Annotated in this window: 23 protein-coding genes and 1 pseudogene; 12 read left to right on the top strand and 12 right to left on the bottom strand. The window is 73.0% G+C overall.

From position 1 onward, the window contains the following. Positions 1–17: 17 nt before the first annotated feature. The 3 genes from SAM23877_RS04355 to SAM23877_RS04345 all read left to right on the top strand — a co-directional run bounded on the left by SAM23877_RS04355 (position 18) and on the right by SAM23877_RS04345 (position 1,916). Positions 18–260 (top strand): DUF397 domain-containing protein, encoded by a 243-nt coding sequence (locus SAM23877_RS04355; RefSeq protein WP_007446660.1) that lies wholly within the window; start codon positions 18–20, stop codon positions 258–260. 158 nt (positions 261–418) lie between these two features. Then, entirely contained in the window at positions 419–1,324 is a 906-nt protein-coding gene (locus SAM23877_RS04350; RefSeq protein ID WP_053127123.1) for a universal stress protein, read from the top strand. A 94-nt stretch (positions 1,325–1,418) separates the two neighbouring features. After that, complete coding sequence (locus SAM23877_RS04345; RefSeq protein ID WP_053127120.1) at positions 1,419–1,916, top strand: hypothetical protein; 498 nt, start codon at positions 1,419–1,421, stop codon at positions 1,914–1,916. Positions 1,917–1,924: 8 nt separating this feature from the next. Here the strand turns inward: SAM23877_RS04345 and SAM23877_RS04340 are convergent, their stop codons facing one another. Beyond that, positions 1,925–3,862 carry an N-acetylmuramoyl-L-alanine amidase gene (locus tag SAM23877_RS04340; RefSeq protein ID WP_053127119.1) on the bottom strand — a complete coding sequence of 646 codons (1,938 nt, stop codon included), beginning with the start codon at positions 3,860–3,862 and terminating at the stop codon, positions 1,925–1,927. Between the two features lie 265 nt (positions 3,863–4,127). Continuing rightward, complete coding sequence (locus SAM23877_RS04335; protein ID WP_053127117.1) at positions 4,128–5,264, bottom strand: aminoglycoside phosphotransferase family protein; 1,137 nt, start codon at positions 5,262–5,264, stop codon at positions 4,128–4,130. A gap of 287 nt (positions 5,265–5,551) precedes the next feature. Between SAM23877_RS04335 and SAM23877_RS04330 the strand changes: the two genes are divergently transcribed. Continuing rightward, complete coding sequence (locus SAM23877_RS04330; protein WP_053127115.1) at positions 5,552–7,060, top strand: DNA-binding protein NsdB; 1,509 nt, start codon at positions 5,552–5,554, stop codon at positions 7,058–7,060. Positions 7,061–7,094: 34 nt separating this feature from the next. Here the strand turns inward: SAM23877_RS04330 and SAM23877_RS04325 are convergent, their stop codons facing one another. From SAM23877_RS04325 to SAM23877_RS04310, 4 genes are all read right to left on the bottom strand, one after another. Further along, the gene (locus SAM23877_RS04325) at positions 7,095–8,429 is read right to left on the bottom strand and encodes a PAS domain-containing protein (RefSeq protein ID WP_053127113.1); all 1,335 of its coding nucleotides are present in this window, start codon (positions 8,427–8,429) and stop codon (positions 7,095–7,097) included. A gap of 272 nt (positions 8,430–8,701) precedes the next feature. Then, positions 8,702–9,721, bottom strand: a complete 1,020-nt coding sequence (locus SAM23877_RS04320; protein WP_053127111.1) for a Gfo/Idh/MocA family protein — start codon at positions 9,719–9,721, stop codon at positions 8,702–8,704. 114 nt (positions 9,722–9,835) lie between these two features. Next, positions 9,836–10,930 (bottom strand): baeRF3 domain-containing protein, encoded by a 1,095-nt coding sequence (locus SAM23877_RS04315; RefSeq protein ID WP_053127109.1) that lies wholly within the window; start codon positions 10,928–10,930, stop codon positions 9,836–9,838. Positions 10,931–11,031: 101 nt separating this feature from the next. Next, entirely contained in the window at positions 11,032–12,651 is a 1,620-nt protein-coding gene (locus SAM23877_RS04310) for an alpha/beta hydrolase (protein ID WP_053127107.1), read from the bottom strand. A 258-nt stretch (positions 12,652–12,909) separates the two neighbouring features. Between SAM23877_RS04310 and SAM23877_RS04305 the strand changes: the two genes are divergently transcribed. Beyond that, positions 12,910–13,617 carry a chaplin gene (locus tag SAM23877_RS04305; protein ID WP_053127105.1) on the top strand — a complete coding sequence of 236 codons (708 nt, stop codon included), beginning with the start codon at positions 12,910–12,912 and terminating at the stop codon, positions 13,615–13,617. A gap of 126 nt (positions 13,618–13,743) precedes the next feature. Here the strand turns inward: SAM23877_RS04305 and SAM23877_RS04300 are convergent, their stop codons facing one another. The 3 genes from SAM23877_RS04300 to SAM23877_RS04290 form a co-directional block, all read right to left on the bottom strand. Continuing rightward, the gene (locus SAM23877_RS04300) at positions 13,744–14,238 is read right to left on the bottom strand and encodes a nucleoside deaminase (protein WP_053127104.1); all 495 of its coding nucleotides are present in this window, start codon (positions 14,236–14,238) and stop codon (positions 13,744–13,746) included. Positions 14,239–14,364: 126 nt separating this feature from the next. Continuing rightward, positions 14,365–14,634: a GlsB/YeaQ/YmgE family stress response membrane protein gene (locus SAM23877_RS04295; RefSeq protein WP_053127102.1), complete on the bottom strand. Its 270-nt coding sequence runs from the start codon at positions 14,632–14,634 to the stop codon at positions 14,365–14,367. Positions 14,635–14,774: 140 nt separating this feature from the next. Continuing rightward, on the bottom strand, positions 14,775–15,221 hold the full coding sequence (locus SAM23877_RS04290; protein WP_053127100.1) for an SPW repeat protein: 447 nt from the start codon (positions 15,219–15,221) through the stop codon (positions 14,775–14,777). Positions 15,222–15,427: 206 nt separating this feature from the next. Here SAM23877_RS04290 and SAM23877_RS40160 point away from each other — a divergent pair, with 206 nt between their 5' ends. The 4 genes from SAM23877_RS40160 (at position 15,428) to SAM23877_RS04275 (ending at position 18,013) form a co-directional block, all read left to right on the top strand. Further along, positions 15,428–15,595, top strand: coding sequence for a hypothetical protein (locus tag SAM23877_RS40160; protein WP_167355224.1), 168 nt, complete (start codon positions 15,428–15,430; stop codon positions 15,593–15,595). A gap of 200 nt (positions 15,596–15,795) precedes the next feature. Continuing rightward, positions 15,796–15,879, top strand: coding sequence for a putative leader peptide (locus SAM23877_RS42050; RefSeq protein WP_395576402.1), 84 nt, complete (start codon positions 15,796–15,798; stop codon positions 15,877–15,879). Between the two features lie 250 nt (positions 15,880–16,129). Beyond that, complete coding sequence (gene ssuE / locus SAM23877_RS04280; protein ID WP_053127095.1) at positions 16,130–16,693, top strand: NADPH-dependent FMN reductase; 564 nt, start codon at positions 16,130–16,132, stop codon at positions 16,691–16,693. Positions 16,694–16,870: 177 nt separating this feature from the next. After that, positions 16,871–18,013: an LLM class flavin-dependent oxidoreductase gene (locus SAM23877_RS04275; protein ID WP_053127094.1), complete on the top strand. Its 1,143-nt coding sequence runs from the start codon at positions 16,871–16,873 to the stop codon at positions 18,011–18,013. Here the strand turns inward: SAM23877_RS04275 and SAM23877_RS04270 are convergent. After that, complete coding sequence (locus tag SAM23877_RS04270; RefSeq protein WP_053127092.1) at positions 18,010–19,068, bottom strand: acyl-CoA dehydrogenase family protein; 1,059 nt, start codon at positions 19,066–19,068, stop codon at positions 18,010–18,012. The two genes, SAM23877_RS04275 and SAM23877_RS04270, sit on opposite strands and share 4 nt — an antisense overlap. Positions 19,069–19,260: 192 nt before the next feature. On the opposite strand from SAM23877_RS04270, the gene SAM23877_RS04265 reads away from it, so the two are divergent. Beyond that, positions 19,261–20,583 (top strand): aldehyde dehydrogenase family protein, encoded by a 1,323-nt coding sequence (locus SAM23877_RS04265; RefSeq protein WP_053127091.1) that lies wholly within the window; start codon positions 19,261–19,263, stop codon positions 20,581–20,583. 218 nt (positions 20,584–20,801) lie between these two features. After that, positions 20,802–21,693 (top strand): annotated as a pseudogene (locus SAM23877_RS04260) (glycoside hydrolase family 19 protein). 102 nt (positions 21,694–21,795) lie between these two features. Here the strand turns inward: SAM23877_RS04260 and SAM23877_RS04255 are convergent. After that, on the bottom strand, positions 21,796–22,170 hold the full coding sequence (locus SAM23877_RS04255; protein WP_174532192.1) for a hypothetical protein: 375 nt from the start codon (positions 22,168–22,170) through the stop codon (positions 21,796–21,798). Further along, on the bottom strand, positions 22,167–23,879 hold the full coding sequence (ctaD, locus tag SAM23877_RS04250; RefSeq protein ID WP_079030014.1) for an aa3-type cytochrome oxidase subunit I: 1,713 nt from the start codon (positions 23,877–23,879) through the stop codon (positions 22,167–22,169). The genes SAM23877_RS04255 and ctaD overlap by 4 nt, the downstream gene beginning before the upstream one ends. A gap of 340 nt (positions 23,880–24,219) precedes the next feature. On the opposite strand from ctaD, the gene SAM23877_RS04245 reads away from it, so the two are divergent. Further along, positions 24,220–25,311 (top strand): sulfite oxidase, encoded by a 1,092-nt coding sequence (locus SAM23877_RS04245; protein ID WP_053127086.1) that lies wholly within the window; start codon positions 24,220–24,222, stop codon positions 25,309–25,311. The last annotated feature ends 11 nt before the right edge of the window (positions 25,312–25,322 follow it).

Here is a 25,322-nt window from a genome sequence, read left to right as displayed (position 1 = left end):
CCGGGAGGAGCACGGACGTGGCCGAGAGCACCACCCAACAACGCCCGCTCATGGGCTGGGACAAGCCGGAGCTGGATCTCAGCAACGCGCAGTGGCAGTCCAGCAGCCGAGGCCTGGGAGATGTCCAGATCGCCTTTGTCGAGGGGTTCATCGCCATGCGGAACAGCGGTAGCCCGCAGAGCCCCTCCCTGATCTTCACCCCCGCGGAATGGGGCGCGTTCGTGTCAGGAGCGCGGGAGGGGGAGTTCGACCTCACGTGAGGCGCCTCCCCGGGGGCCGGGCCGGGTGCCCGTCCGCCCGATCCGGGGGTGTTCCCCTCCTTTTTCCGGACACGCGACCGTGAGCGCCCCCGCGGGGCCGAGGCCTGAGCGAGGCTGACGCCACGAGGGGGACGGTCGTACCCGGAGGTGAGGAACCCATGAGCACCACCCTGCCGGTCATCGCGGCGGTCGACGGCTCGGACGACAGCCTGCGCGCCCTGGACTGGGCATTCGACGCCGCCCACCGGCACGAGGCACCCCTGCGGGTGGTCCACGTGCGTCAGTACGCCGCCTGGGCGCAGGCCGAGGTCCTGGTCGCGGGTCCACCGGACACCGGCGACGACCCGCTGCTCGACCAGGCCCGCGCGCACCTTCAGGGGCGGGCCTACGCGGTGGCGACGGAGTACGTCGGCATGGAGGGCGTGCCGGGTGCCGTGCTGCCGGAGCTGGGTGTGGACGCCCAGCTGCTGGTTCTCGGCTCCCGGGGCCGCGGCGGCTTCGCCAGTCTGCTCCTCGGTTCCAACGGCATGGCCGCCGCCCGCGACGCCGAGTGCCCCGTCGTGGTGGTGCCCCGCCCCGGGCGCGAGGTCCACGGGGAGCCGCCCGCCGAACCCGGCCCCCGGGTGGTCGTCGGCCTGCACGTGGACAGTCCCGACGACGCCACGCTGTCCTTCGCCTTCGCCGAGGCGGAGCTGCGCGGCGCCCGCCTCCAGGTGGTCGCCGCCCACCCGTGGCCGGTGCAGAGCTGGGCCGCGGCGGGCCAGGCGATGCCGCTGGTGATCGACGAGGTGTCCATCGAGAGCGAGACCCGGGTCCTGGCCGACGGCTTCCTCGCCCCCTACCGGGGGCGCCACCCCGACGTCCGGGCCGAGACGTACGTCGTGCCCGGCGACGCGGCCGGGCACCTCGTCGCCGCCTCGCGCGACGCCGACCTGGTCGTCGTCGGCCGTCACCGCCGGCGCCTGCTGGCCCCCGCCCGCATGATGGGCTCCGTCACCCACGCCGTCCTGCTGCACGCGGCCGCCCCGGTCGCGGTGGTGCCGCCGGCCCCTCCGGAGGAGTGACACGAGGCGGGCGCGCGCGAGGGCGGGGCCGCACGGTCCGGTCGGGCGCCGCCCGCACTCCGTGCCGGGCGGCGCGGCCACGTACCATGGCGGCATGTCGTTCCTCCGCCGCCGCAGCGCCACGCCCGCCGGGCCCGACTTCGACGTACTGGCCATGGACCCGGGCGACTGGCCCGGGAACCTGGGCGCCGGCCTCCTGCCCGCACCGGACGGCAGCTGCCAGGGCGTCTTCCTGCGCTACGACCTGTTCGGTGGACGCGGCCCCGCGATGATCATCGGCAACCTGCCGGCCGGCTCCCCGGCCCGCGAGGTCCCCGAGGGCGAGATCCCGTTCGAGGTGGCCCAGCTGCTGCTGGCCCTGGAGAACGACGAGGAGGTGACGGTCGTCGGCGCCGAGGACGTCCCCGTGATGCAGGGCGACAACCTGCTCATCGTGCGCCGCCTCAAGCTCTCCGAGGGCCGGATCTCCTGTGTGCAGTTCGACCGCAGCGACGGCGTCCTGGTGACCATCGCCGCCTGGGACCGCCCCATCACCGACGACCTGTACGCCCTGCTGAAGCCGCTCCCGGCGGAGCTTTTCCAGCAGGGCTGACCGGCCGGCTACCGCTCGGTCGAGAGAGTGACGTCGGCGGCACGCACGTACGCGACCCGGTGGCCGTACTGGATCTCGTAGTACAGGTCCTCACCGCCCACCACCCGGTGGGAGGCCTCGTCGAAGGTGACCGCGTAGTAGTACTCGCCGGGCACCTTCTCACCGGCCACGTACTTCTGCCCCGCGAGCATCCGGTACGGCAGCGGCGACACGGCCTGGGCGGGCACGTCCGCCGGGTAGGCGGCCTTCTCGGGGTACGCGCGCCCGTACACCGGGACGCTCTCCAGACCCTCCTTCGGGGTGATCACCCGGCCCGAGGCGGGCACCGCCGCCGGGCTCTTCCGCGGGTTGTGGAACCAGGCCTTCTGCCCCAGGTACCAGATGGCCGTCCAGTCGCCCCACCGGTCGGCCACCGCGTACTGCTGGCCCGTGGAGACCCGGGAGGACAGGTCGTTCACCCCGGTCGTGGGTGTGGTGCCGAGGCCGACGTCCCTGATCAGCGGCGCGTTCACGTCGTGGTCGGAGTAGAGCCGCACCGCGCTGGAGCCGTGCGTGGCGCAGGGCTCGCCCCTCGTCTCGCAGCCGGTGTACTCGGGCCGGTTGGCGGCGTAGTCGGGGCGGATCGTCACCACGCCGGACCTCTTCGCGGCGGTCGGCTCGAAGGGGCGGCCCAGCAGCTCGAAGTAGTGCCGCCAGTCCCAGTACGGGCCGGGGTCGGTGTGCATGCCCGGGATCGTCGCCGTGGTGGTGCCCGGGACGTTGTCGTGGCCGATGACGTGCTGCCGGTCCAGTGGGATGTCGTACTTCTTGGACAGGTACTTCACCAGCCGCGCCGACGACCGGTACATCGCCTCCGTGTACCAGGCGTCCGGCTCCGCGAGGAAGCCCTCGTGCTCCAGGCCGACCGACTTCGCGTTGACGTACCAGTTGCCCGCGTGCCAGGCCACGTCCTTTGCCTTCACGTGCTGGGCGATGTGGCCGTCGGTGGAGCGCAGGGTGTAGTTCCACGACACGTACGCCGGGTCCTGGACCATGTCGAGCACGCCGTTCCAGGCGCCTTCCGTGTCGTGCACGACGATGTACCGGATGCGCTGGGTGGCGGGCCGGTTCCCCAGGTCGTGGTTGCCGTAGTCGCCGTCGCCGAACTCCTCGTAGGGGGCCGGCAGCCATTCGCACGACACCGACTTCGGGCACTCGGTCCCGGCGGCCGAGGCGGTGCGCAGACCCGCCCGCGCCAGCTGTGAGACGTCGGGCTCCACGTCGGGCCGGGCCGCCAGGGCGACCCGCTGTCCGGCGTCCGTGATCCGCCGCCCGCCCTCGCGGATCACCTCGAACACGTCGTTCGCGTACACGGCCGCCGTCGCGGAGTCCTCGGCGCCCGAGAAGCGGGCCACCGCCCCGTACCAGTCCGCCGGGTCCGCGCTGAGCGGCTCGCCCAGATCCCGCTGGGCGGCGGCCAGCAGCGCGGCGCCGCCGGACACGTTGGCGGCCGCGTCGGTGCGCAGCGCCTCGGGGCTCAGACCGGTCAGCTCGGCCGCCCTCGGCAGTGTGGACAGCCGGGCCGGCAGGTCGGCCGGCTGCCGGGCGGGCGCCGCCGGGTGCAGCGGAGCCCGGGCGTCGTCACCGCGGGGGTCCTCGGTGCCCTCGCTGTGGTGCGAGGCTCCGGCCAGGGCCGTGCGGGCGTCGGTGAGGTGCAGCGGGCCGTAGCCGCCGGTCACACTCGGCGCGCCCGCGTGCGCGTCCCAGCGGGACTGGAGGTAGGAGACGCCGAGCAGGACGCTCTGCGGCACGTGGTACTCCGCGGACGCGGCGGCGAACGCCCGCTGCAGGCGGTCCTCCTGGGTGGGTGGCGTCGCGGACGGCCGGCCGGCGGACGGCGCCGCGCCGAGCAACGGCAGCAGCACTGCCACCGCGGCCAGGGCGGGCACGACGGGGGATCTGCGCAAAGCGGCCTCCTGTGACGGGCGTGACGTGACGGACTGTGCGGGGCCGGGCGTGGGTCAGTGGTACCCGGCGGTCCGACGATCCGTCAATCATGCCGTCACAACGGCGATTGCCCACGTCAGCAGGGGGACGGGCGAGTTTCGTGGCGGCGGGGCACGGGCCTGGGCGGCGTCAGTGGCGTACACCAATGATCGGTGCGCGGGCCGCGGCACACGAAAGCCGCGGTGCACCCCCGTCCGGGGTGCACCGCGGATCGTCGTCCTTCTGTCAGCGCGTGCCGACCGCCGCGCGTACGGCCCGCCGGGCCATCTGGCAGTCGTCGTGCAGCCGGCGCAACAGCAGCCGCTGCTCCTCGCCGGACGGCGCGGCACCGGGAGGGACCGGTGCCACCGGCGCGGTGTCCTGAAGGGAACGCTGCACGGCCGTCTCGTACGTACGGATCTCCCGGGTCAGCACCAGCATCAGGTTGACCAGGAACGCGTCGCGCGCTGCCGTCCCGCCCGCCTGGGCGATCTGGCTGATCTGGCGGCGGACCACCGGGGCGTCGCCGAGGACGGCCCACAGGGTCGCCAGGTCGTAACCGGGCAGGTACCAGCCCGCGTGCTCCCAGTCCACCAGCACCGGACCGGCCGGTGACATCAGGACGTTGGAGAGCAGCGCGTCCCCGTGGCAGAACTGGCCCATGCCCTGGCGGCCGCCCGCGTGGGCGATGCCGTGCAGCAGCTTCTGGAGGTCGCCCAGATCCCGGTCGGTGAGCAGCCCCAGCTCGTGGTAACGGGAGATCCGGGCCGCGTAGTCCAGCGGAGCGTCGAAGGTGCCGGCCGGCGGACGCCAGGCGTTGAGCCGGCAGATCGCGCCGAGCGCCGCCCTGATGTCCGCCCGCGGCGGGGCCTCCAGCGGATGCCGGTGCAGAGCCGCCACCCGTCCCGGCATCCGCTCGATCACCAGGGTGCAGTTGTCCGGATCCGCTGCGATCAGCCTCGGCACCCGCACCGGGGGGCGGTGCCGGACGAACGAGCGGTATGCCCCTATCTCGTGCCGGATGCGCTCCGCCCACGCGGGGGAGTGGTCCAGTAAACACTTGGCGACCGCGGTGCTGCGGCCGGTCGTACCGACCAGGAGGACGGAGCGCCCGCTGCGGCGCAGCACCTGCACCGGGGCGAACTCCGGACAGATCCGGTGCACGGAGGTGATCGCCGTGCGCAGTTGGGCCCCCTGGGGGCCGGACAGGTCGATTCTCCCGCTGAGCGGCTGGGTGCCGGGGCCCGTGCCGCGCCGCGCCCTGCCCGCCCCGAGCACCGGGGCCGCCGGACGAGCGGGGGCGAGATAGGGGCCGCCGCCCGCCGCCGGGCGGGGGTGCAGCGAGCGCTGCGGGGCGGACACGGAGGACGATGCTGCGTACATGGGCGAGACAGATCCCTTCGTGTGCCTGCTGTGCCTGCCTGAAGAGCGGTGCCCGACCGATCGTGCGGAGGGGCCGCCTTCCGAAAGCCGTCGCGCCGTCCGACCGGCCGCCGGGGGCCACCCTGGGGAGTAACCCCACGGCAACCGGGTCGGGGTGGCGCATTCCTACCTGACACCCGTCCGCCCCTGGCACACCATCTGGCGCACCCTGGCGAACGGTGGCGAATAGTCGCTCGGCAACCCGCACGGGGCTACTGTCAACTCAGCCGAGAACCTGGGGGCTTGACGTGAACAAGGAACCCAACACCCGTCTGTCGGACCTGTTCGGCCTGGCCGGCTGGTCCAAGGGTGAACTCGCGAGACTGGTCAACCGGCAGGCGGCGGCCATGGGCCACCCCCAACTGGCGACGGACACCTCGCGGGTGCGGCGGTGGATCGACATGGGAGAGATCCCGCGTGATCCGGTGCCGCGGGTGCTGGCGGTTCTGTTCACCGAGCGTCTCGGCCGTGTCGTGACCATCGAGGACCTCGGTCTGGTTCGGCACGGGCGCGCGGGGAAGCGGCAGGACGGCGGGAGCGAGGAACATCCCGACGGAGTGCCGTGGGCGCCCGAGCGGACCGCGGCGGTCCTCACCGAATTCACGGGAATGGACCTCATGCTCAACCGACGCGGCTTGGTGGGCGCGGGCGCCGCGCTCGCCGCGGGCTCCGCACTCAGCAGCGCCATGCACGACTGGCTGCACACCGACCCGGCCCTGGCTGCCGACGCCTCCCACCCCCGCCAACCCCTGCACGCCGATCCCGCCGGGTTCGACCGCTACGAGGCCGCGCCCATCGGGTCCCAGGAGGTGGAGGAACTCGAGCGCTCGGTCGAGGTGTTCCGCGCCTGGGACGCCGCCCGGGGCGGCGGGCTGCAGCGCAAGGCCGTGGTGGGCCAGCTCAACGAGGTGGGAGGCATGCTCTCCTACCACCACCCACCCCATCTCCAGCGCCGCCTGTGGGGCGTCGCCGCCAACCTCGCGGTCCTCGCGGGCTGGATGTCGCACGACGTCGGGCTGGAACCCACGGCCCAGAAGTACTTCGTCATCGCCGCCCATGCCGCGCGTGAGGGCGGCGACCGGCCCCGGGCCGGCGAGGCCCTCTCCCGGGCCGCCCGCCAGATGGTGCACCTGGGCCGGCCCGACGACGCGCTCGACCTGATGAAGCTCGCCGAGTCGGGCTCCGGCGAGGAGGTGCTGCCGCGTACCCGGGCCATGCTCTACACCATCGAGGCCTGGGCGCAGGCTTCCATGGGCAAGGGCCAGGCGATGCGTCGCACCCTGGGACGGGCCGAGGACCTCTTCGTCTCCGACAAGGCGGACGTGCCGCCGCCGGACTGGATGCAGACCTTCAAGGAGGAGGACCTGTACGGCATGCAGGCCCTGGCCTACCGGACGCTCGCCGAGTTCGAACCGGGTGCCGCCGCGCACGCCCAGCACTACGCGGAGAAGGCACTGGCACTGCGGATCGACGGCCGGCAGCGGTCCAAGATCTTCGACTATCTGTCCATGGCCTCCGCCTGCTTCATCGCCGACGATCCCGAACAGGCGGACCGGTACGCGCGACTGGCCCTCGTGTCCATGGGCACCAACTCCTCCCAGCGCACCTGGGACCGGCTGCGTCAGATGTACCGGCTGACCGCGGAGTACGCCGGCTTCCCGAAGATCCAGGAGCTGCGGGAGGAGATCGAACGGGCGCTGCCCAAGGGGAAGTCGTCCAGGGCCAGGGGGAGGGGCGGCGACGTCGCGCCGGCGTAGTGCCCGCCGTGGTCCCCGCGCCCGCTCGACGTGCTTACTGCCCCGTCACCCGGGCGACCAGCACGCAGGTGTCGCCCCGGCGGCCGGAAGCGGCGGTCGCGTCGAGCACCTCCGTCACGATCCGTAGGCCGTCCTGGGCGGAACGCACCCCGGCCAGACGGGGAGCCAGGGCGAGGAGGTGATGCTCGTCCTCCTCGACGAGTCCGCCGTTGTGCAGGAGTACCAGGTCGCCGGCGCGGAGGGGCACCGCCTGCCGCTCGGCCGTCGTCCGCGCCGTTCCGTCACGGACCAGCAGGGGGACGGCTCGTCCGGTATGCGCCCAGGTCAGGGTGCGGGTCCCGGACCGGTAGCCGCAGAACAGGGCGTCGCGCACGGGGGGCAGGGCGCCGCAGTCGAGTAACCGGTCGAGTCGGTCCGGTAGTTGTGCGGGCTGCGAGCCGGCCACGGACAGGCCGCGCAGAGCACTGATGACCATCGCCGGGGCCTGGGCCCCGGCGATGTCCGGCCCGGCGAGTGCGCCGACGCTGAGCAGGGTGTCGTCACCGGGGAGCGCGCATGCGTCGTACCAGGCACCGGTCCCGGGCGCGTGCGCGGGTGACGGCAGGTACCCGGCGGCCAGGTCCAGGCCGGGCCGTCCCTCGTGCGGGAACCGCAGGAGGCCGTGCCAGGGTGGCAGCACGGCGTCCCGCGGTTCGACCGCGGCCCGTGGCTCGCCGCCCGCGGGCAGCGGACGGTGCCGGAGCGAGTCACGGGTCTCGCTCACCGCCCGCTGACTGCGGCGCAGTTCGCTGACGTCGCGCAGTACCGCCCACATCGAGGCGGTGCTGCCGTCGGCGTCGAGCACGGGCTCGCCCATCATGTGCACGGTGCGTACCGTGCCGTCGGGCCGCACCACGCGGAACTCCCCGTCGATGGGCCGGCCGTCGACGAGGCAGCCGGTGACCATCGCGGTCAGTCCGGGCCGGTCGTCGGCGACCACCAGGGAAGGGAGTTCGTCGAGGCTGAGCGGGGCGGACGCCGGGTCGCGGCCGAAGATGTGGAAGAGCTCCCCGGACCACTCGGCCTCGTCGGTCAGCAGGTTCCACTCCGCACTGCCGACCCGGCTGAGCAGCGAGCCCGGCCGGGGGACGGGGGCCGGGCCGTCCCGCAGCTGCGCCAGGTGCTCGTCCAGATCGCTGAGCTGGTGCAGCGCCAGGTCGTACAGGGCGCGCTGCCAGCGCCGATGAGGGTCCGTTCCGTCGTCCCGGCTGTCCCGCCGCACCGCGTCCACATCGCCCCTGAGCCGCCGCGTCTGCGATATCAGGGCTTCCACCGAGCCGCGTCCTGGTGGCTGGGCGGCTGGATGGTCCGCGGAGAGAGGGGACGACATGACGCACTCCGATGTGCAGACGGTACGACCAAGGCGGGACCGAGGCTGGCGGAAGGACCGTTACGACTGTTGCACAGCCCGCGACGCCCCGTAAGGGATTCGGCGACACACGATACGGTGGTGCTTCGGGCATATGCCACGGTCTTCCCGGAGCGACTTCGGCACGTCGGCGGGGTAAGCGCGCGGAGGCCCAAGTCGTAGGATGCCTACGGAACTTGACGGGCGTCGTGGGTCTGCGGAGTCGTCGCCCTGGTGTTCGGTGGACCCTTGTTCTATGACGGGTCGTACAGGGCCGGACGGGGCGCCAGGACGACGGGGGTGCGGGTGCCCGTCTCCAGGGAGCGCACACCGGCCTCGGCGGCCACGGAGGCGGCGTACCCGTCCCAGGCGCCCGGGCCGGTGACCCGGCCCCGCCGGGTGGCGTCGACCCAGGCCTGCACCTGGCGGTCGTAGGCGTCCGCGAACCGTACGAGGTAGTCCTGCGGCACCTCTTCGCGCGCGGCGCCCGCGGCCGTCACCAGCAGGGTGTGCGCCTCCCCGATCCGGGCGCTGCCCGACTCGCAGACGGCCTCGCAGCGCACCTCGTAGCCGAAGCCGCAGTTGACGAAGATCTCCACGTCGACCAGGGCGCCCCGCTCGGTCTCGAAGAGCACGAACTGCGGGTCGATCAGCCCCGCGGGCGCGCCCGCCGAGGGGCGCGGGCGGAGCACGGTCACCGCGGTCAGTTCCTGCCCGAGCAGCCAGCGGGCCGCGTCGATCTCGTGCGAGACGGAGCTGGTGACGAGCATCGCGGAGGTGAAGTGCGGCGGGGAGGACACGTTGCGGTGGACGCAGTGCAGCATCAGGGGCCGGCCCAGCCGCCCGCCGTCCAGCAGCGACTTCAGCCGACGGTACTCGGGGTCGTAGCGCCGCATGAAACCGATCTGCGCCAGCCTCCGGCCTCCTCGCGCCTCCGCCTCCACCACCCGCAGCGCGCCCGCGGAGTCCGGCACCATCGGCTTCTCGCACAGCACCGGCAGTCCGCGTGCGAAGGCGGCCAGCAGCGCCTCCTCGTGCGCCTCTCCGGGCGAGGCGATCAGGACGGCCTCGACGCCCGGTGCGTCGAGCGCGGCCTCCGCGGTGGTGTGCACGGCCACGCCGTCGATCCCGGCCGCGGCCTCCTTCGCCCGGTCGGCGTCGGGGTCCGCCACCGCGGCGACCCTGGCACCGCTGACCACCCGGTCGAGGCGTCGTACGTGATCGGCGCCCATGTGCCCCGCGCCCAGGACCGCCACACCCAGAAGTATGCTCACGCTCCGTCGGCTCCTTCCCCGTCCGCGGCGTGTCCGCGAGGGCGGACACGTGTACGGCGGACAGGGTTTCACGGTCGTCAAGAGGAGCGGGCCGCCCGGGTGCGGCGGTGGGGGTCAGTACCGCAGCACGCCCGCGATGCCCTCCGCCTCCCCGAGCGCGCCGTCCGGTACGAAGCGGACCTCGGCACCGGTCTCCAGGCACTGCTCGACGATCTCGTCCACGATGTCCTCGCGGGCGTCGAGGTCGCCGTCGTCCGCGGGGAGCAGGTGCTCCCCGTCGTCGCGCATCGTCACCTTGAAGTTCTCCTCGACGGCCAGCAGTCGGACCCGGCCGGTGTGCGCGCTCTCCCACAACTCGTCCACGCCGGCGGCGAAGTCCTTGCGTCCGCGGGCCGCCTCGAGTTCCCTGGCCACGGCCTCGACGGAGCCGTGCGCCTCGTCCTCCTGCACCGGCCGCACCGCCTGCCACACGGCCTCGGCCGTGCCGTGCGCGAGGCCTCCGTGCGGCACGAGCACCGCCTCCCGCACGGTGCTCCCGGTCTCCTCCAGCAGGGACAGCGCGGGCTGCGGGCCGGTGACGTACAGCGGCCGGGGATGCGCGCGCAGGACCTTGCCCATCGCGGCGTCGGCGTCCCGCAGGAACCGGCGGGTGGTCTCGTCGCGGAAGGTGCTCGGCGAGTCGCCGATGCGCTCCTGGCGTTCGGGGTCGAAGTCCAGCGGCGGCCGGTCCATGGGGAAGCAGCCGGTGCGGTCCTCGACGACCCGGCCCGCACCGCCGCTCCACAGCGTGACGCGGTCGGCCGCGACCGACAGCACCCAGAACGGCCGCTCAGCGGCCTGCGCGGCCACGAGGTTGCGGGTCAGGAAGGTGTCCGCGAGGACCACGCGCTCCGGGACGGAACGGGCGAGCGTCCACACCTGGTGCTCGCCCGGAGCGGCGAAGATCGCCAGGCCGTCCTCGGCGTGGGTCAGATCGACTTCGGCGAGGGCCCGGTCCAGTTCCCGGGACACCTCCATGCGCCGTTCGCGGGTGACCGCCGGATCGTCCTCCAGCTGTTTCTTGGCCTCGGCGACCACATTGCGCAGCCGGACGGAATCCTGGGCGTTGTCCGGTTCGCGGCGGTGGGTCGGCGTCAGCACGGACACGGCCGGGTACGGGCGGGGGCGCCGTAGCTCGGCGAGGGTGGCGGGACTCAGATCGTGCTCCATGACAGCACGATAGGACCGATGGGCGTATCGGGCATTCGGGGGCGACCCGCCTCGAACCGTCCCGGCCTCGCGCCCGGTGCCGCCGCCCGGCCGCCGCCGGCTCAGTCGTCCTCGCTCCGGGGGGTCTCGGAGCCGCAGGAGCTGCCGTCGGCCGGCAGGGAGCCGTACAGCAGGAAGTCGTCGACCTTGCGGTGCACGCACTCGGAGGAGGCGTAGCCGGTGTGCCCCTCGCCCTTGTTGTCGAGGACGACGGCCGGGGCCCCGAGCCGCTCGGCCGTCTCCTCGGTCCAGCGGTACGGCGTGGCCGGGTCGCCCCGGGTGCCCACGAGCAGCATCCTGGCCGTGTCGAGGTCCTTCACGTCGTCGCGGATGTAGTCGGTGCCCTTGGGGCGGCCGTAGCACATCAGCACCTGGGTGAGGCGGTAGCGGCCGAAGACGGGCGAGGCCTCCTCGTACCGTTCGCGCAGCCGGCCCAGGGATCCGGCGACCTGGGCGGCGCTGGGACGGTCGGGGTCGTCCGCGCAGTTGATCGCCATGAGGGCGGCCGGCAGGTTGTCCATGGGGACGTCCTCCTGGTCGGTGAGGCCGCCGCCGGCGCGCTCCCGGTCCTCCGCGGGCTTCGGCGCCCGGACCGGGAAGGTGACCCCACCGGACACGAAGCCCTCCAGTCCTCGGGTGTCGCCGTCCTCCATGAGCTGAGCGAGCGCCCGCTGCAAGGAGGGCCACAACTCCTCGCTGTACAGCGCCTGGCCGACGGCGCCGACCATGTCCTGTCCGGAGAAGGGCTCGCCGAAGCCCGTCGGGACGGGGTCCTCGTCGAGCGAGGCGATGACCTGTTCGACCTGGCGGCGGGCGTCCCGGGCGTCCTGTCCGAACGGGCACGCGATGTCCTCCACGCACCAGTCGAGGAAGTTCTCCAGCGCCGTCTGCTGTCCCCGCGCGCCGGCCAGTCCCTGCTCGGTCAGCGGTTCCGTCAGCGTGTCCACGCCGTCGAGCACCATCCGGCCGACCTTGTCCGGGAACTGGGCGGCGTAGACCGCGCCGAGCCGGGTGCCGTAGGAGAATCCCAGGTAGTTGAGCCGGTCGTCGCCGAGTGCCCGACGCATCACGTCGAGGTCACGCGCCGCGTCGACCGTGCCTATGTGCCGCAGCACGGGGCCGGAGTGTTCCGCGCACTCGGCGGCCGCGTCCCGCAGCCGCCTGAGCACGTCCTCGGGCTCGGTGAGCGTCTCGTCCCCGTTCGTCGCCTCGATGATGTCCACCGTGGCCGGCCCGCAGGTCACCGGTGAGGACCGGCCGACGCCGCGGGGGTCGAAGGTCACCACGTCGTAGTCGTTGGTCAGGTGCATGAACTCCTTGCCGCCGGCGGAGAGTTCGCTGACGCCGGAGCCGCCCGGTCCACCGAAGTTGAGCAGGACCGAGCCGCGCGGGTCATCGGTCGTCGCCGGGTAGCGGGCGAGGGCCAGGTCGAGCGTCCCCGACCCGGGCCGGTCGTAGTCCAGGGGGACGGTGACCTTCCCGCACTGCAGGTCCTTCGGGACGTCCATGCCCTCGCACGCCGACCAGGTGATCTTCTGGTCGTAGAACCGGGCCGTCCCGGGTTCGGCCTCGTTCGCGGTCGCGGTCACGGCGGGCAGCCCGGCACCCAGCAGGGCCAGCCCCAGCGCTCCGGTGACCGCGCGGCGCCGGGCCGCGGGCCGATTCGACTGCTTGGCCAGCATCGATGCCTCCCGGGCGCCCCGTCGCGGACCGGTGGTCGACGCCCTCGATCACCATAAGCGGGCCCCCGGCACCTCGCCTCCGGGCGATGTCGCGGTGCGGTGGGCGGCGCGGCGGGCGTGCGGACGCTCCACCGCTCGTTCGATGAAACGGCCACTCGATGGGGTGAAAGGCCTATAAGCCATAACTCGGATGGTGCGTCCGCGGTTGAACCGGTGCGGGCGAGCGCCCGTGACCATGTCTGGAAGGCAGGGAACCTCATGAGAAGGGTTACCCGAAACGGCGTGTTCGCCCTCGCCGCCTCCGGTGCGCTGGCCGTGACACTGCCGGCGCATGCCGCGTTCGCGTCCGGCGGAGCCGGCGCGGACGGTTCCGCGGTCGGCTCGCCCGGGCTGATCTCGGGCAACACCGTCCAGCTCCCGGTGGACGTGCCGGTCAACGTGTGCGGGAACACCGTGAACGTGGTCGGGCTCCTGAACCCGGCCGCGGGCAACAGCTGCGCCAACGACGACGGGGGCGGTACGTCCCGCCAGGGCACCTCCGCGGGCGGTGGAGCGTCCGGCACGGGCGGCGGCGCCACCGCCGAGGGCGGTGGGAAGGACTCCCCGGGCGTGCTCTCCGGCAACGGCGTGCAGCTCCCGGTCCACCTGCCGGTGAACGTGAGCGGCAACAGCGTCAACGTGGTCGGCATCGGCAACCCGGCCGTCGGCAACGAGTCGACGAACACCTCCGGTGACCGCCCCGAGGTCGAGCGGCCCCCCGCGGAACCCGAGCCGGAGCCGTCCGCGCCGGAGGAGGAGCGCGTCCCGCCGAAGCCGTCCGCGCACTCCGCACCACCAGCCCCGTCGTCGGTGTCCCTCGCCCACACCGGCGCGGACCAGACCCTGCCCGCTCTCGCGGGTGGCGCCGCGCTGCTGCTGGGCGGGGCCGTCCTCTACCGGCGCTTCCGGCCGGAGGCCGGGGGCTGACCCACGGCGGACGGCCGTCCCGGGGCGCCGGCGGGCGGAGCGCGGCCGGGACGTGCCGCTCCGCCGGCGACGAGTGCGTCGCCGCGCGTGTCCGCGTGGCCGGTGGCCTCGTTCCGCCCGCCGCCCTCAGGCCGGCCCTGCCGCCCCTTCGTGGAAGCGACGGTGCAGCGCGCGGATCTCGTCGCAGAGTTCCGGCACCGGGCCCTCGACGACCACACCGGGCGCCACCTCGTGCACGGGCAGCGGCCGCACCGGCGGCGCCGCGGCGCCGAACTCGGCCAGCCAGCCCCCGAGCTGCTGCGACGAGGCGACGTACACGATGCGGCCGAGTCCCACCCAGGCGTGGGCGGCGGCGCACATCGGGCAGTGCTCGCCGGAGGTGTACACCGTGGCGGCGGCCCGCTCGGCGGGCGTGAGATGCGCGGCGGACCAGCGGGCGAGTTCGAACTCGGGGTGACGGGTGCGGTCGCCCGAGGCCACGCGGTTGTGGTCCTCGGCGAGCACCGCGCCGTCAGCGCCGGCCAGGACCGACCCGAACGGCTCGTCACCGGCTTCCAGCGCCTCGGCCGCCAGCTCCACGCAGCGGCGCAGGTGCGGCAGTTCGACGTCCTTCACGACCATGGCGCAGGTCCTCCTCGGCGATGCGATCCTCACCGGAAGCGTATGCCCGCCCGCTGCTCGGTCGGCCCGTCGGCCCGCGGTGCGCGGGCGCAGGAGCCGAGGACGCGGGCAACGCGCCGCACTCCCTCAGCGGCGGGTGCGGCTGCGCGACCGGTCCAGCGCGGCCACGCCGACCGCGGCCAGCCCGATCTGGATGAGCCACTCGACCCAGTCGACCCCGTCGGTGTCGGCCACGTCGAAGGCCGACGCGATCCCCGACCCGATCAGCGCGGCCGCGATGCCGACGAGGATCGTCCACAGGATCCCGATGCGCTGGCGGCCCGGGACGACGAGTCGGCCCAGGATGCCGATGACTATTCCGATGACGATGGCACTGATGATGCCGTCGATCTCCATCTCCGCCCCTTCTTGTTCAAGCCCCCGCACGGGTGCGTATGCCCCCTGTGGGCGGTCGCAGTCCGCCGGAGGGCCCGGGGCGCGTGCGCGAGCCGGTCCGCGAGGGCGGGCCGGCTCGTGGGGGTCCCCTTCCGGTGCGTCTAGTGCTTGGGCTTGCGCATGCTCTTCGCCGCCGTAGCGGCGCACACCGTCCCCAGGGCCAGGGTCAGGGCGCCGATGATGAGGTTGTTCCAGATGACGCCGGCGTCCGGGTTCGTGCCGACGATCCACGGCGAGATGATCATCCAGATGCCCATCGCGCACATCGCCCCGCTGAGGCCGTACATGCGTTCCGGAGCGCGGGTGAATCCGAGGGCCAGCAGACCGATGGCGATCCCTATGATCAGGTTGTGGGCCACCAGTGCGGGCTGGCTCGTGGTGAAGTGGACTATCCACGGGGACACGGCACAGTACAGGCCGAGCAGGAACACCGGCCCGTCCACGAGTGCCACGTCGCGACCGCCCAGCATGCGGTCGTAGCGTTGCTGCATCTCCGGGGCGTCGGGATGGCTGGTGATGTCACCTCGGGTGTGCGAGACGTTGGCCATGAGTCGTCTCCTTTGACTTACCGGGCTCACCGCGTCCGATGCGGTGTGCGGTAGCGCCTCATATGTCCAGTGTGCCCTTATTTCGCCCTTATGTGTAGTCGGGGGAGGAGGTGCGGAGCCGACCGGACATGTCCACGCGGATCGCGGGCAGGCGCAGTGCTGAGGGAGCGTGAACGGACAGAGGGACAGTGGAGGTGGCCGCGGCTATGGCTGAGAAGGTGTTGGAGCGTTTTCCGGCGGGGTCGCCGCGCGGATCGTGGCCGGCGGAGGAGTACGCCGCACGACGTCGGGATCAGGGCGAGGCCGCGACCGTCGTGATGGATCTGAAGTCGGACGCTTTCCTGGTGGTCGTTCCGGGGCGTGACGAGGACTGAACCAGGGTCGGGTGCGGTGCGGGCGTGGTGGCGCCCGCACCGCACGTGTGTGGGGCCCCTCGTCGTCCCGCCCGGGGCCTCCGGTTCGTCACGTCCCCGAACTCCGGTTTTGTCACGCCCGTGTGAAATACGGGTCCGCGATCCGAGACCGGTCCGTTTCCCGTTGACCCTCCTCGACGTCGGCTGCGACGATCGCCGGTATGACAACGCGACCGGACCTCACGCGGCGACGCCACGTCGACCTCGCGCGCGTCTCCAGCGCCGCCTGTCGCGCCGCGGCCTGAGCCCGCCGAGCCGCCGCTCGGGGCCGGCGTCCGCGCAGGCGGGCCCTCCCCGCGCCTGAATTCCGTGGCCCCCGGGGGCCGTTGACGCCCCGTGTGCGGCCGTGCGGCCGTCCCCTGTGCCCCTCCACTCCCACACCCCCTCGTCGTACTCCCCACCGGTGGTCGCGCACCGCCGGATTCCTCGTGTCCGCGCGGCACCGGGGGTCCGGCCGGCGAGCGCCGCGCGCCCGCCCACCCGAAAAGAGGAACCATGGCCACCGTCCTGTCCGTCTCCGGCAGTCCCTCCGCTTCCTCGCGCACCAGCAGGCTGCTGCGCCACCTGGACGACCGGCTGGCCGCGCAGGGCCACGAGGTGCTTACGCTCGACGTGCGCACCCTTCCCGCCGAGGCCCTGCTGCGCGCGGACTTCGCGCACCCCGCGATCGTCGAGGCCACCGCACTGTTCGCGCGCGCCGAAGGTGTCGTCGTCGGCACCCCCGTCTACAAGGCGTCCTACTCCGGGGTGCTGAAAGCCCTCCTCGATCTCCTCCCGCAGTACGCCCTCACCGGCAAGACGGTGCTGCCGCTCGCCACCGGGGGCACCACCGCCCATGTCCTGGCGATCGACTACGCGCTCCGCCCGGTGCTGAACTCCATGGGCGCGGCGCACATCGTGCAGGGCTGGTTCACCCTCGACCGGGACATCACGAGCCGGGAGGACGGTGCGGTCGTGCTCGCCGAGAGGGCGCAGGAGGCCCTCGCCCAAGTGGTCGACCAGTTCTCGGCGGTCCTCGGCACCCGCTTCGACGCACCTGTGCTGGCCGCGGCCGGCTGAGGGCCGGGCCACTCGGCCGCCGCCCACTCGCCCGCCGCCCGCTCGGCCGCCGTTCGCCCGGTCCCCGCCCCTTCCGCCGTGCCCCCGCCCCTTCCGCCGTGCACCGGCCCGTCCGCCGTGCAGCGGCCCTTCCGCCGTGCACCGGCCCGTGCACCGCGTCCTCGAACGGAGATCCCCGTGTCCCTCACCTTCCACTGGTTCCTGCCCACCAGCGGCGACAGTCGCGACGTCGTGGGCGGTGGCCACGGTGCCCCGGCCACCGACTCGGGGCGCAACCGGCCGCCGACGGTGGCCTATCTGAGCCAGATCGCCCGTGCCGCCGAGGATCTCGGCTTCGTCGGCGCGCTGACGCCCACCGGTGCCTGGTGCGAGGACGCGTGGCTGACCACCGCCATGGTCTCCCAGGCGACCGAGCGCCTGAAGTTCCTCGTCGCCTTCCGGCCCGGTCTCCTCTCGCCCACGCTCGCCGCGCAGATGGCGTCCACCTTCCAGCGGCAGACCGGTGGACGGCTCCTGCTCAACGTCGTCACGGGCGGCGAGAGCCGCGAACAGCGGGCCTACGGCGACTTCCTGGACAAGGACGCCCGCTACCGTCGTACCGGTGAGTTCCTGCAGGTCGTCAGGGAGTTGTGGGAGGGCGGCACGGTGAACCTCAGCGGCCGGCACCTCCAGGTCGAGGAGGCGCAGCTGGTCCGGACGCCCGACCCCGTGCCCGAGGTGTACTTCGGCGGCTCCTCGCCCGCCGCCGGGCAGGTCGCCGCACGGCACGTGGACGTGTACCTGACCTGGGGGGAGCCGCCCGCGCAGGTCGCCGGCAAGATCGCCTGGATGCGCGGGCTGGCCGCGGAGCAGGGTCGTACCCTGCGCTTCGGTATCCGGCTGCACGTCATCACGCGGGACACCGCGGAGGCGGCCTGGACGGAGGCGCACCGCCTCCTCGACGGCTTCGACCCCGACACCGTACGGGCCGTGCAGGCCGGCCTCGCCCGCAGCGAGTCGGAGGGGCAGCGGCGGATGCTCGCCCTGCACGGTGGTGCCCGTGGCGACCTGGAGATCCACCCCAATCTGTGGGCGGGCATCGGTCTGGTGCGCGGCGGCGCGGGCACCGCCCTGGTCGGCAGCCACGACGAGGTCGCCGACCGGATCGCGGAATACCACGCGCTCGGCATCGACGAGTTCGTCCTCTCCGGATATCCGCACCTGGAGGAGGCGTACTGGTTCGGCGAGGGCGTCCTGCCCCGCCTCGCCGCACGCGGCCTGTGGAGCCATCCCGCGCGCGCGGAGGCGGACCGGGGCGCGCCGGTGCCGGTCGCGGTCTAGAGGCCGGCCAGCGCGGCCAGATGCGCCTCGCGCACCGGGGCCGTCTGGCCCTGCACCAGCAGGAACATCCCCTCCCGGGCGAGCCGCTGGGCGGGGCTGTCCAGGCTCGTCGCGCGTCCGCCGCCGCTGACGACCGCCGCCGCCGTGGCCGCCCGCAGGAGGTCGTACGCCCGGGTCCGCAGCGCCAGCCGTTCCTCGACGTGTCCGTGCGGGACGGGATGGTCCGCGAGGGCGTACGCCCGCGTGCGGACCTCGTCGAGCCGGGCACGCAGCGCGTCGGCCGTCCTCCGCTCGTCCGGTGTGTCGCCGAGCAGGTCCAGCGCGGCGCGGGCCACGCCGAAGACGGCCGGCGAGGTGTTGGTGCTGCGGGGCAGGTCGAGGCGGGCGAAATCCTCGCGGGGGGTGCGCAGCACCACGGCGTCCCCTGGCACCCACAGGGCGTCCAGCTTCACGGACACCGTGCGGGCGGCCGTCAGCGCCGCGAGCCGCAGGGGCGGCGAAGGACGCAGTCCCGGCTGCTCGCGGGCGTCGACGAAGGCGAACACGACCTCGTCCGCCTCGGTCACGCCCGCGAGCAGCATCACGTCGTTCAGACCCCAGCCGGTGTACCAGGGGACGGTGCCGTCGAAGCGCACGCCGCCCCGCTCGGTGGCGGCCCGCACCGGGGTGCGGGAGGCGGAGCGGACGTGGGCGTAGGCGATGCCGGCCAGCAGTTCCCCGGTCGCCAGCGGACGCAGCAGGCGTTCCCGGGCGGGGAGTCCGGGCTCCGCCTTCGTCAGCAGCCGGACCGGTGTGTGGTGCTGGGTCTGCACGAACCAGGTGGAGCAGCACGCCCCGGCCAGGATCTCCGCGACCTCCCGGGCCACCGGGTCCGGGGCCCCCGCCCCGCCGTACTCCTCGGGCGCGCTCACGCCCAGCAGTCCCGAGTGCCGTACGGCGTCGATGTGGCTCGCGGGCACGACGTCCTGGTCGACGTGCTGGGCGGACGGGGCCAGCAGGCCGTCCGCGAGCCGACGGGCCCCGGCGACGAGCGGATGAGGTGCGGTGGTGGTCATGCGGCGATTCTCGCGACCCGGGCGTCCCGTGACGAGGGCGCCACGGGGCGAAGGACGCCGGGGGCGGAAGGTGCCAGGGAGCGACGGTGCCACGGCAACAGCGTGCCGCGGCGGGAATTATTTCGCTGCATGAAAGGTTGGTGATTGCATCTACTGTCCGGCCGACCGTCTTCTCTCCCAGCGAGGCACATCGTGAACCACCCCGCCCCCGAGCAGCCCGCCGATGTCGTGGCCCGGCTGCGCGCCACCTTCCGCACCGGCCGTACCAAGCCCGTGGAGTGGCGCACCGCTCAGCTGCGCCGGCTGCGCGACCTGCTGACGGAGAAGGGCCCGGACCTGGAGGCCGCGCTCCACGCTGACCTCGGCAAGAGCGCGGCCGAGGCCCAGCGGACGGAGATCGGCTTCACCGTGCGCGAGATCGACCACACCCTCGACCACCTCACCGACTGGCTGCGCCCCGAGCCCGCCCCCGTCCCGGCGCACCTCGGTGCCGACGCCACCGCCTGGACGCAGTACGACCCGCTGGGCGTCGTCCTCGTCATCGCGCCCTGGAACTACCCGGTGCAGCTCCTGCTCGCCCCGGTCGCAGGGGCCCTGGCCGCGGGCGACACCGTGGTGGCCAAGCCCAGCGAGCTGGCCCCGGCCACCTCCGCCGTACTGGCGCGGCTGCTGCCGGAGTACCTGGACGCCGAGGCCGTGGCCGTGGTCGAGGGCGGTGTCCCCGAGACGACGGCGCTGCTCGCCGAGCGCTTCGACCACATCTTCTACACCGGCAACGGCACGGTCGGCCGGATCGTCATGCGCGCCGCCGCCGAGCACCTCACGCCGGTCACCCTCGAACTGGGCGGCAAGTCCCCGGCGTTCGTCGACCGCGACGCCGACCTCGACGTCGTAGCCGCCCGGCTGGCCGGCGGCAAGTTCCTGAACGCCGGCCAGACCTGCGTGGCCCCCGACTACGTGCTGACCGACCCCGAGACCGCAGCCGCCCTGGAACCCGCACTGGTCCGCGCCGTCGAGGCCCTGTACGGAGCCGACCCCGCGAGGTCGGCGGAGTACGCGCGCATCGTGAACGAGCGCCATTTCGACCGGCTGACCGGCCTGCTGGACTCCGGCCGGGTGGTCGTCGGCGGCGACGGCGACCGGGCGGAGAAGTACATCGCGCCCACCGTCCTCGCCGACGTCGCTCCCGACGCGGCCGTGATGCGCGAGGAGATCTTCGGACCGATCCTGCCGATCGTCACCGTGTCCGGCCTGGACGAGGCGATCGAATTCGTCAACGACCGCGACAAGCCACTGGCCCTCTACGTCTTCAGCGCGTCCGACGGCACCCGGGAGCGGTTCGCCGCCGAGACCTCCTCCGGCGGCCTCGGCCACGGGCTGCCGCTCGCCCACCTCACCGTCTCCGACCTGCCGTTCGGCGGGGTGGGGGAGAGCGGCATGGGCAGCTACCACGGACGCTGGTCCATCGAGACGTTCAGCCACCGCAAGGCCGTGCTGAAGAAGCCGCTGGCCTGACCGTACGACGAGTCCTCGCCAACCCGGCCGCGAACCGGCCGGGTTGGACTGGTCTACACCCTTGACTGGTACAGACCAACGCGGTTGAGTGTGCCTCCACACCCCCCACCACGGCCGCCCCCACGCCGTGGCCGGCCAGACCGGCACGTGCGCTCAAGGCTCCGCTCCTCCCTGTCCTTGTACGGGAGCGGCCGTGTCCCGCCGAAGGAGGCAGACCCGTGTCGAGGCGCCGTATATCCGCAGTGGTGACCGCACTCGCCCTCGCCGGAGCCGTGCCCGTGCTCCTGCCCGCCACCGAGGCGTCGGCCGCCGCGTGCTCGAGCTACCCGAGCTGGACGGCCGGCAAGTCCTACAACGCGGGCGACATCGTCCGCTACACGAACGGCAAGGCCTACATCGCCGAGCACGCCAACCCGGGCTACGACCCGATCATCAGCACCTGGTACTGGGAGCCGTACGCCTGTGACGGCGGTTCCGGGACGCCGGTCGGCAACTTCGTGGTCTCCGAGGCCCAGTTCAACCAGATGTTCCCGGGCCGGAACTCCTTCTACACCTACAGCGGCCTCACCGCCGCGCTGAGCGCCTACCCCGGGTTCGCCAACACCGGCGGCGACGCGACCAAGAAGCAGGAGGCGGCCGCCTTCCTCGCCAACGTCAGCCACGAGACCGGCGGACTCGTCCATGTCGTCGAGCAGAACACCGCCAACTACCCGCACTACTGCGACTGGGGCCAGCCCTACGGCTGCCCCGCCGGCCAGGCCGCCTACTACGGGCGCGGCCCGATCCAGCTCAGCTGGAACTTCAACTACAAGGCCGCGGGCGACGCGCTCGGCATCGACCTGCTGGGCAACCCCTGGCTGGTGCAGAACGACGCGGCCGTCGCCTGGAAGACCGCGCTGTGGTACTGGAACACCCAGTCCGGGCCCGGGAGCATGACCCCGCACAACGCCATGGTGAACGGTGCCGGCTTCGGCCAGACCATCCGCTCCATCAACGGCTCCCTGGAGTGCGACGGCAAGAACCCCGCGCAGGTCCAGAGCCGTGTCACCAAGTACCAGCAGTTCAGCCAGATCCTCGGCGTCTCGCCGGGGGGGCAACCTCTACTGCTGAGCCCCGCGGGGCCCGTTCGCCGTGTCGCCCCCGGCGCGACCCGGCGGACGGGCGGCGCGTCCCCGCCTTCCCCGGCGAGGGCGCGGCGCCGGGGGCGACGCCCTATCGGGCCGCCAGGGACGCGGCCGCGACGGCCGCGCTCACGCACACCACCATGGCGCAGGCCGCCGCGGCGTGCCGCTTGAGCAGGGTGCGGCGCAGGGCGAGGTAGCGGGCCTCGTACTCCTCGTGCAGCCGGTCGGCGCGCCGGGCCGTGGACCGCAGCACGTGCCGGGTCAGGCCGAGGCGCTGCTCGGTGTAGTGGCATGCGAGGTCGTCGGCCTGAGCGCTGGTGAGCCAGGGAAGGCGCGCGCACAGGGCGGCCGCTTCGCGACGAGCCTGCTCCCGCTCGGCGCGGAGCAGGAGATACCCCTCGACCTGAACGGCGAGCGAGGGGGCCCGCGCCTGCGGCGCACCGGCTGCCGGGTCCTCGGTCACGGGCGGTCGCCCTTGTGTCCGGAGGTGTCCAGTGCGTCGCGCTGCCCGGTGTTCTCCGCCTGGTCGAGGCCGGCGAGGTCGGGGTGGTGGAGGTCGAAGGCGGGGGACTCGGATCGGACGCGGGGGAGCGTGACGAAGTTGTGCCGCGGCGGTGGGCAGGAGGTCGCCCACTCCAGGGAGCGCCCGTAGCCCCAGGGGTCGTCGACCTCGATCTTCTTGCCCAGGTGGGCGGTCTTCCAGACGTTGTAGAGGAACGGCAGCGTGGACAGGCCGAGCAGGAAGGCGCCGATGGAGGAGACGGTGTTCAGGGCGGTGAACCCGTCGGCGGCCAGGTAGTCGGCGTACCGGCGGGGCATGCCCTCGGCGCCGAGCCAGTGCTGCACCAGGAACGTCGTGTGGAAGCCCACGAACAGCGTCCAGAAGTGCACCTTCTCCAGGCGGGTGTCGAGCATGGTGCCGGTCATCTTCGGCCACCAGAAGCTGAATCCGCCGAACATCGCGAAGACGATCGTGCCGAAGAGCACGTAGTGGAAGTGCGCCACGACGAAGTAGCTGTCGGTGACGTGGAAGTCGATCGGCGGTGAGGCCAGCAGGACGCCCGTCAGTCCGCCGAAGAGGAAGGTGACGAGGAAACCGGCCGCCCACAGCATCGGCGGTTCGAACGACAGCGAGCCCTTCCACATGGTGCCGATCCAGTTGAAGAACTTCACGCCGGTCGGCACGGCGATCAGGAAGCTCATGAAGGAGAAGAACGGCAGCAGCACGGCGCCGGTGGCGAACATGTGGTGCGCCCACACCGTCGCGGACAGGCCGGTGATGGCGATGGTGGCGCCGACCAGCCCCATGTAGCCGAAGATCGGCTTGCGCGCGAAGACCGGGATGATCTCGGTGACCACGCCGAAGAACGGCAGGGCGAGGATGTAGACCTCGGGATGGCCGAAGAACCAGAACAGGTGCTGCCACAGCACGGCCCCGCCGACCTCCGCGTCGAAGACGTGCGCGCCGAACTGACGGTCCGCCTCCAGTACCAGCAGGGCCGCCGCCAGGACCGGGAAGGCCAGCAGGACCAGGACCGACGTGAGCAGCACGTTCCATGTGAAGATCGGCATCCGGAACATGGTCATGCCGGGGGCGCGCATGCAGATGATCGTCGTGATGAAGTTGACCGACCCCAGGATGGTGCCGAACCCGGACAGCGCGAGGCCCATGATCCACAGGTCGGCTCCGAGGTAGTCGCTGCGCATCGGTCCGCTCAGCGGCGTGTAGGCGGTCCAGCCGAAGTCGGCGGCGCCCTGCGGGGTGAGGAAGCTGCTCAGGACGATGAGCCCGCCGAAGAGGAACAGCCAGTACGACAGCATGTTCAGCCGGGGGAAGGCGACGTCGGGTGAGCCGATCTGCAACGGCATGATCGCGTTGGCGAAACCGGCGAAGGTCGGGGTGGCGAACAGCAGCAGCATGATGGTGCCGTGCATGGTGAAGGACTGGTTGTACTGCTCGTTCGACAGGAACTGCAGCCCCGGCCGGGCGAGTTCCGCCCGGATCGCCATCGCCAGCACTCCCGCGATCAGGAAGAACGCGAACGAGGTGATCAGGTAGAGGTGCCCGATCTTCTTGTGGTCGGTGGTCGACAGCCAGGAGACGAGCACGCGCCCTCTGCCGCGCTTCCCCTCCACCGGTACCAACGTGGTCGGCTCCGCCTGTGCAGTCATGTGGTTCCTTGCATCCGGCCAACGGGACATTCAGCTACAAAATCCCGTAAGTGCGCACAGGATGCACTACGGCACGCTGTACGGCGGCCTGGCGGATGGCGGGGCGGTGGATTCCGCTGCCATATGGCGGCACCGGGCCCGTGGCGGCACCGGGCCCTCGGCGGCGCCGGGCCCATGGTGGCACCGGGCCCTCGGCGACCGCCGTCCCCCGGGTGCGGCCCGCCGTCGGCGGAGGCGCCGCAGCGTGCCGAGCGACACCAGGGAGCACGGCACACCTGCGACGGGCCACGTGCCGCTCGCACCGGGCGACCGCAGGGACGGAAGCGGATAATCAGGACACATGAGCGCGTGGGGCAAGCGGGACGACATGACGGTGCACGAGCGCGACCCGTACAACGCCGAACCGCCCCGATCCGCGCTGGCCGACTCGCGCCTTACCCCCGCGGACACCTTCTACAGCCGCAACCACGGCCCCGTCCCCGCGGCGGACCCCGCGACGTGGAGGCTGGAGGTGGACGGACTGGTCGACAGGCCCCTGAGCCTGTCCCTGGACGAGCTGCGCGCGCGATGGGAGCCCACGGAGCTCGAGGTCACCCTCCAGTGCGCGGGCAACCGGCGGACCGGCCTGACCGAGGTGCGCGACATCCCGGGCGAGACCCCGTGGGGTCCGGGCGCGATCTCCACCGGCCGCTTCCGCGGCATCCGCCTGGCCGACGTCCTCGCCGACGCCCGGCCGCGGCCCGGGGCCGCACACGTCGCCTTCGCCGCGCCGGACGTCTCCCCGCTCGCCGATCCGCCGCAGCCCTACGGCGGCTCCGTCCCGCTCGCCAAGGCGCTGCGCCCCGAGGTCCTCCTCGCCTGGTCCATGAACGGCGCCCCGCTGCCGCACGTGCACGGAGCACCCCTGCGTGCGGTCGTCCAGGGATGGATCGGTGCCCGCAGCGTCAAGTGGCTGACCCGCGTCACCGTCCGGAGCACCCCTTCGGACAACTACTTCCAGGCCGTCGCCTACCGCCTGCCGCCGGCCGATCCGGAACCGGGCACCGCCGCCTCCGGCGAGGGCGGCACCGCGCTCGGCCCCCTCTCGCTGAACTGTGCGATCCTGCGCCCCGACGACAGGGCCCACCTGCCGTGCGGCCCGACGCCGGTCACCGGCTACGCCCTCGCCGGCCACGGCCGCACCGTCGCCCGCGTCGACGTCTCCGGCGACTCGGGCGGCTCCTGGCAGCGGGCCGACGTGAGCGCCGCCGCGGGCCCGTGGGTGTGGCAGCACTGGCACACCACCCTGGACCTGCCGCGCGGTGACGTGGAGATCGTGGCCCGCGCGTGGGACTCGGCCGGCACCGCCATGCCCGAGTCGCCCGGCCGGCTGTGGAACCCCAAGGGCTATGCCAACACCTCGTGGCCACGCACCCGGGTCCGCTGCCGGTGACCTCCTCGCCC

It is taken from the genome of Streptomyces ambofaciens ATCC 23877, assembly GCF_001267885.1.
Lineage (GTDB): Bacteria > Actinomycetota > Actinomycetes > Streptomycetales > Streptomycetaceae > Streptomyces > Streptomyces ambofaciens.
Note: the sequence above shows the minus strand (reverse complement) of the source record. Positions and strands in the feature narration are given on the sequence as shown.

Coding starts and splice junctions, on each gene's coding strand:
- SAM23877_RS04310 (WP_053127107.1), bottom strand. CDS start 12,651: ATGCTGGCCAAGCAGTCGAATCGGCCCGCGGCCCGGCGCCGCGCGGTC.
- SAM23877_RS04300 (WP_053127104.1), bottom strand. CDS start 14,238: ATGGTCGTGAAGGACGTCGAACTGCCGCACCTGCGCCGCTGCGTGGAG.
- SAM23877_RS04335 (WP_053127117.1), bottom strand. CDS start 5,264: ATGTACGCAGCATCGTCCTCCGTGTCCGCCCCGCAGCGCTCGCTGCAC.
- SAM23877_RS04270 (WP_053127092.1), bottom strand. CDS start 19,068: ATGACCACCACCGCACCTCATCCGCTCGTCGCCGGGGCCCGTCGGCTC.
- SAM23877_RS42050 (WP_395576402.1), top strand. CDS start 15,796: ATGACAACGCGACCGGACCTCACGCGGCGACGCCACGTCGACCTCGCG.
- SAM23877_RS04325 (WP_053127113.1), bottom strand. CDS start 8,429: ATGTCGTCCCCTCTCTCCGCGGACCATCCAGCCGCCCAGCCACCAGGA.
- ctaD (WP_079030014.1), bottom strand. CDS start 23,879: ATGACTGCACAGGCGGAGCCGACCACGTTGGTACCGGTGGAGGGGAAG.
- SAM23877_RS04290 (WP_053127100.1), bottom strand. CDS start 15,221: ATGGCCAACGTCTCGCACACCCGAGGTGACATCACCAGCCATCCCGAC.
- SAM23877_RS04295 (WP_053127102.1), bottom strand. CDS start 14,634: ATGGAGATCGACGGCATCATCAGTGCCATCGTCATCGGAATAGTCATC.
- SAM23877_RS04345 (WP_053127120.1), top strand. CDS start 1,419: ATGTCGTTCCTCCGCCGCCGCAGCGCCACGCCCGCCGGGCCCGACTTC.
- SAM23877_RS04245 (WP_053127086.1), top strand. CDS start 24,220: ATGAGCGCGTGGGGCAAGCGGGACGACATGACGGTGCACGAGCGCGAC.
- SAM23877_RS40160 (WP_167355224.1), top strand. CDS start 15,428: ATGGCTGAGAAGGTGTTGGAGCGTTTTCCGGCGGGGTCGCCGCGCGGA.
- SAM23877_RS04350 (WP_053127123.1), top strand. CDS start 419: ATGAGCACCACCCTGCCGGTCATCGCGGCGGTCGACGGCTCGGACGAC.
- ssuE (WP_053127095.1), top strand. CDS start 16,130: ATGGCCACCGTCCTGTCCGTCTCCGGCAGTCCCTCCGCTTCCTCGCGC.
- SAM23877_RS04305 (WP_053127105.1), top strand. CDS start 12,910: ATGAGAAGGGTTACCCGAAACGGCGTGTTCGCCCTCGCCGCCTCCGGT.
- SAM23877_RS04315 (WP_053127109.1), bottom strand. CDS start 10,930: ATGGAGCACGATCTGAGTCCCGCCACCCTCGCCGAGCTACGGCGCCCC.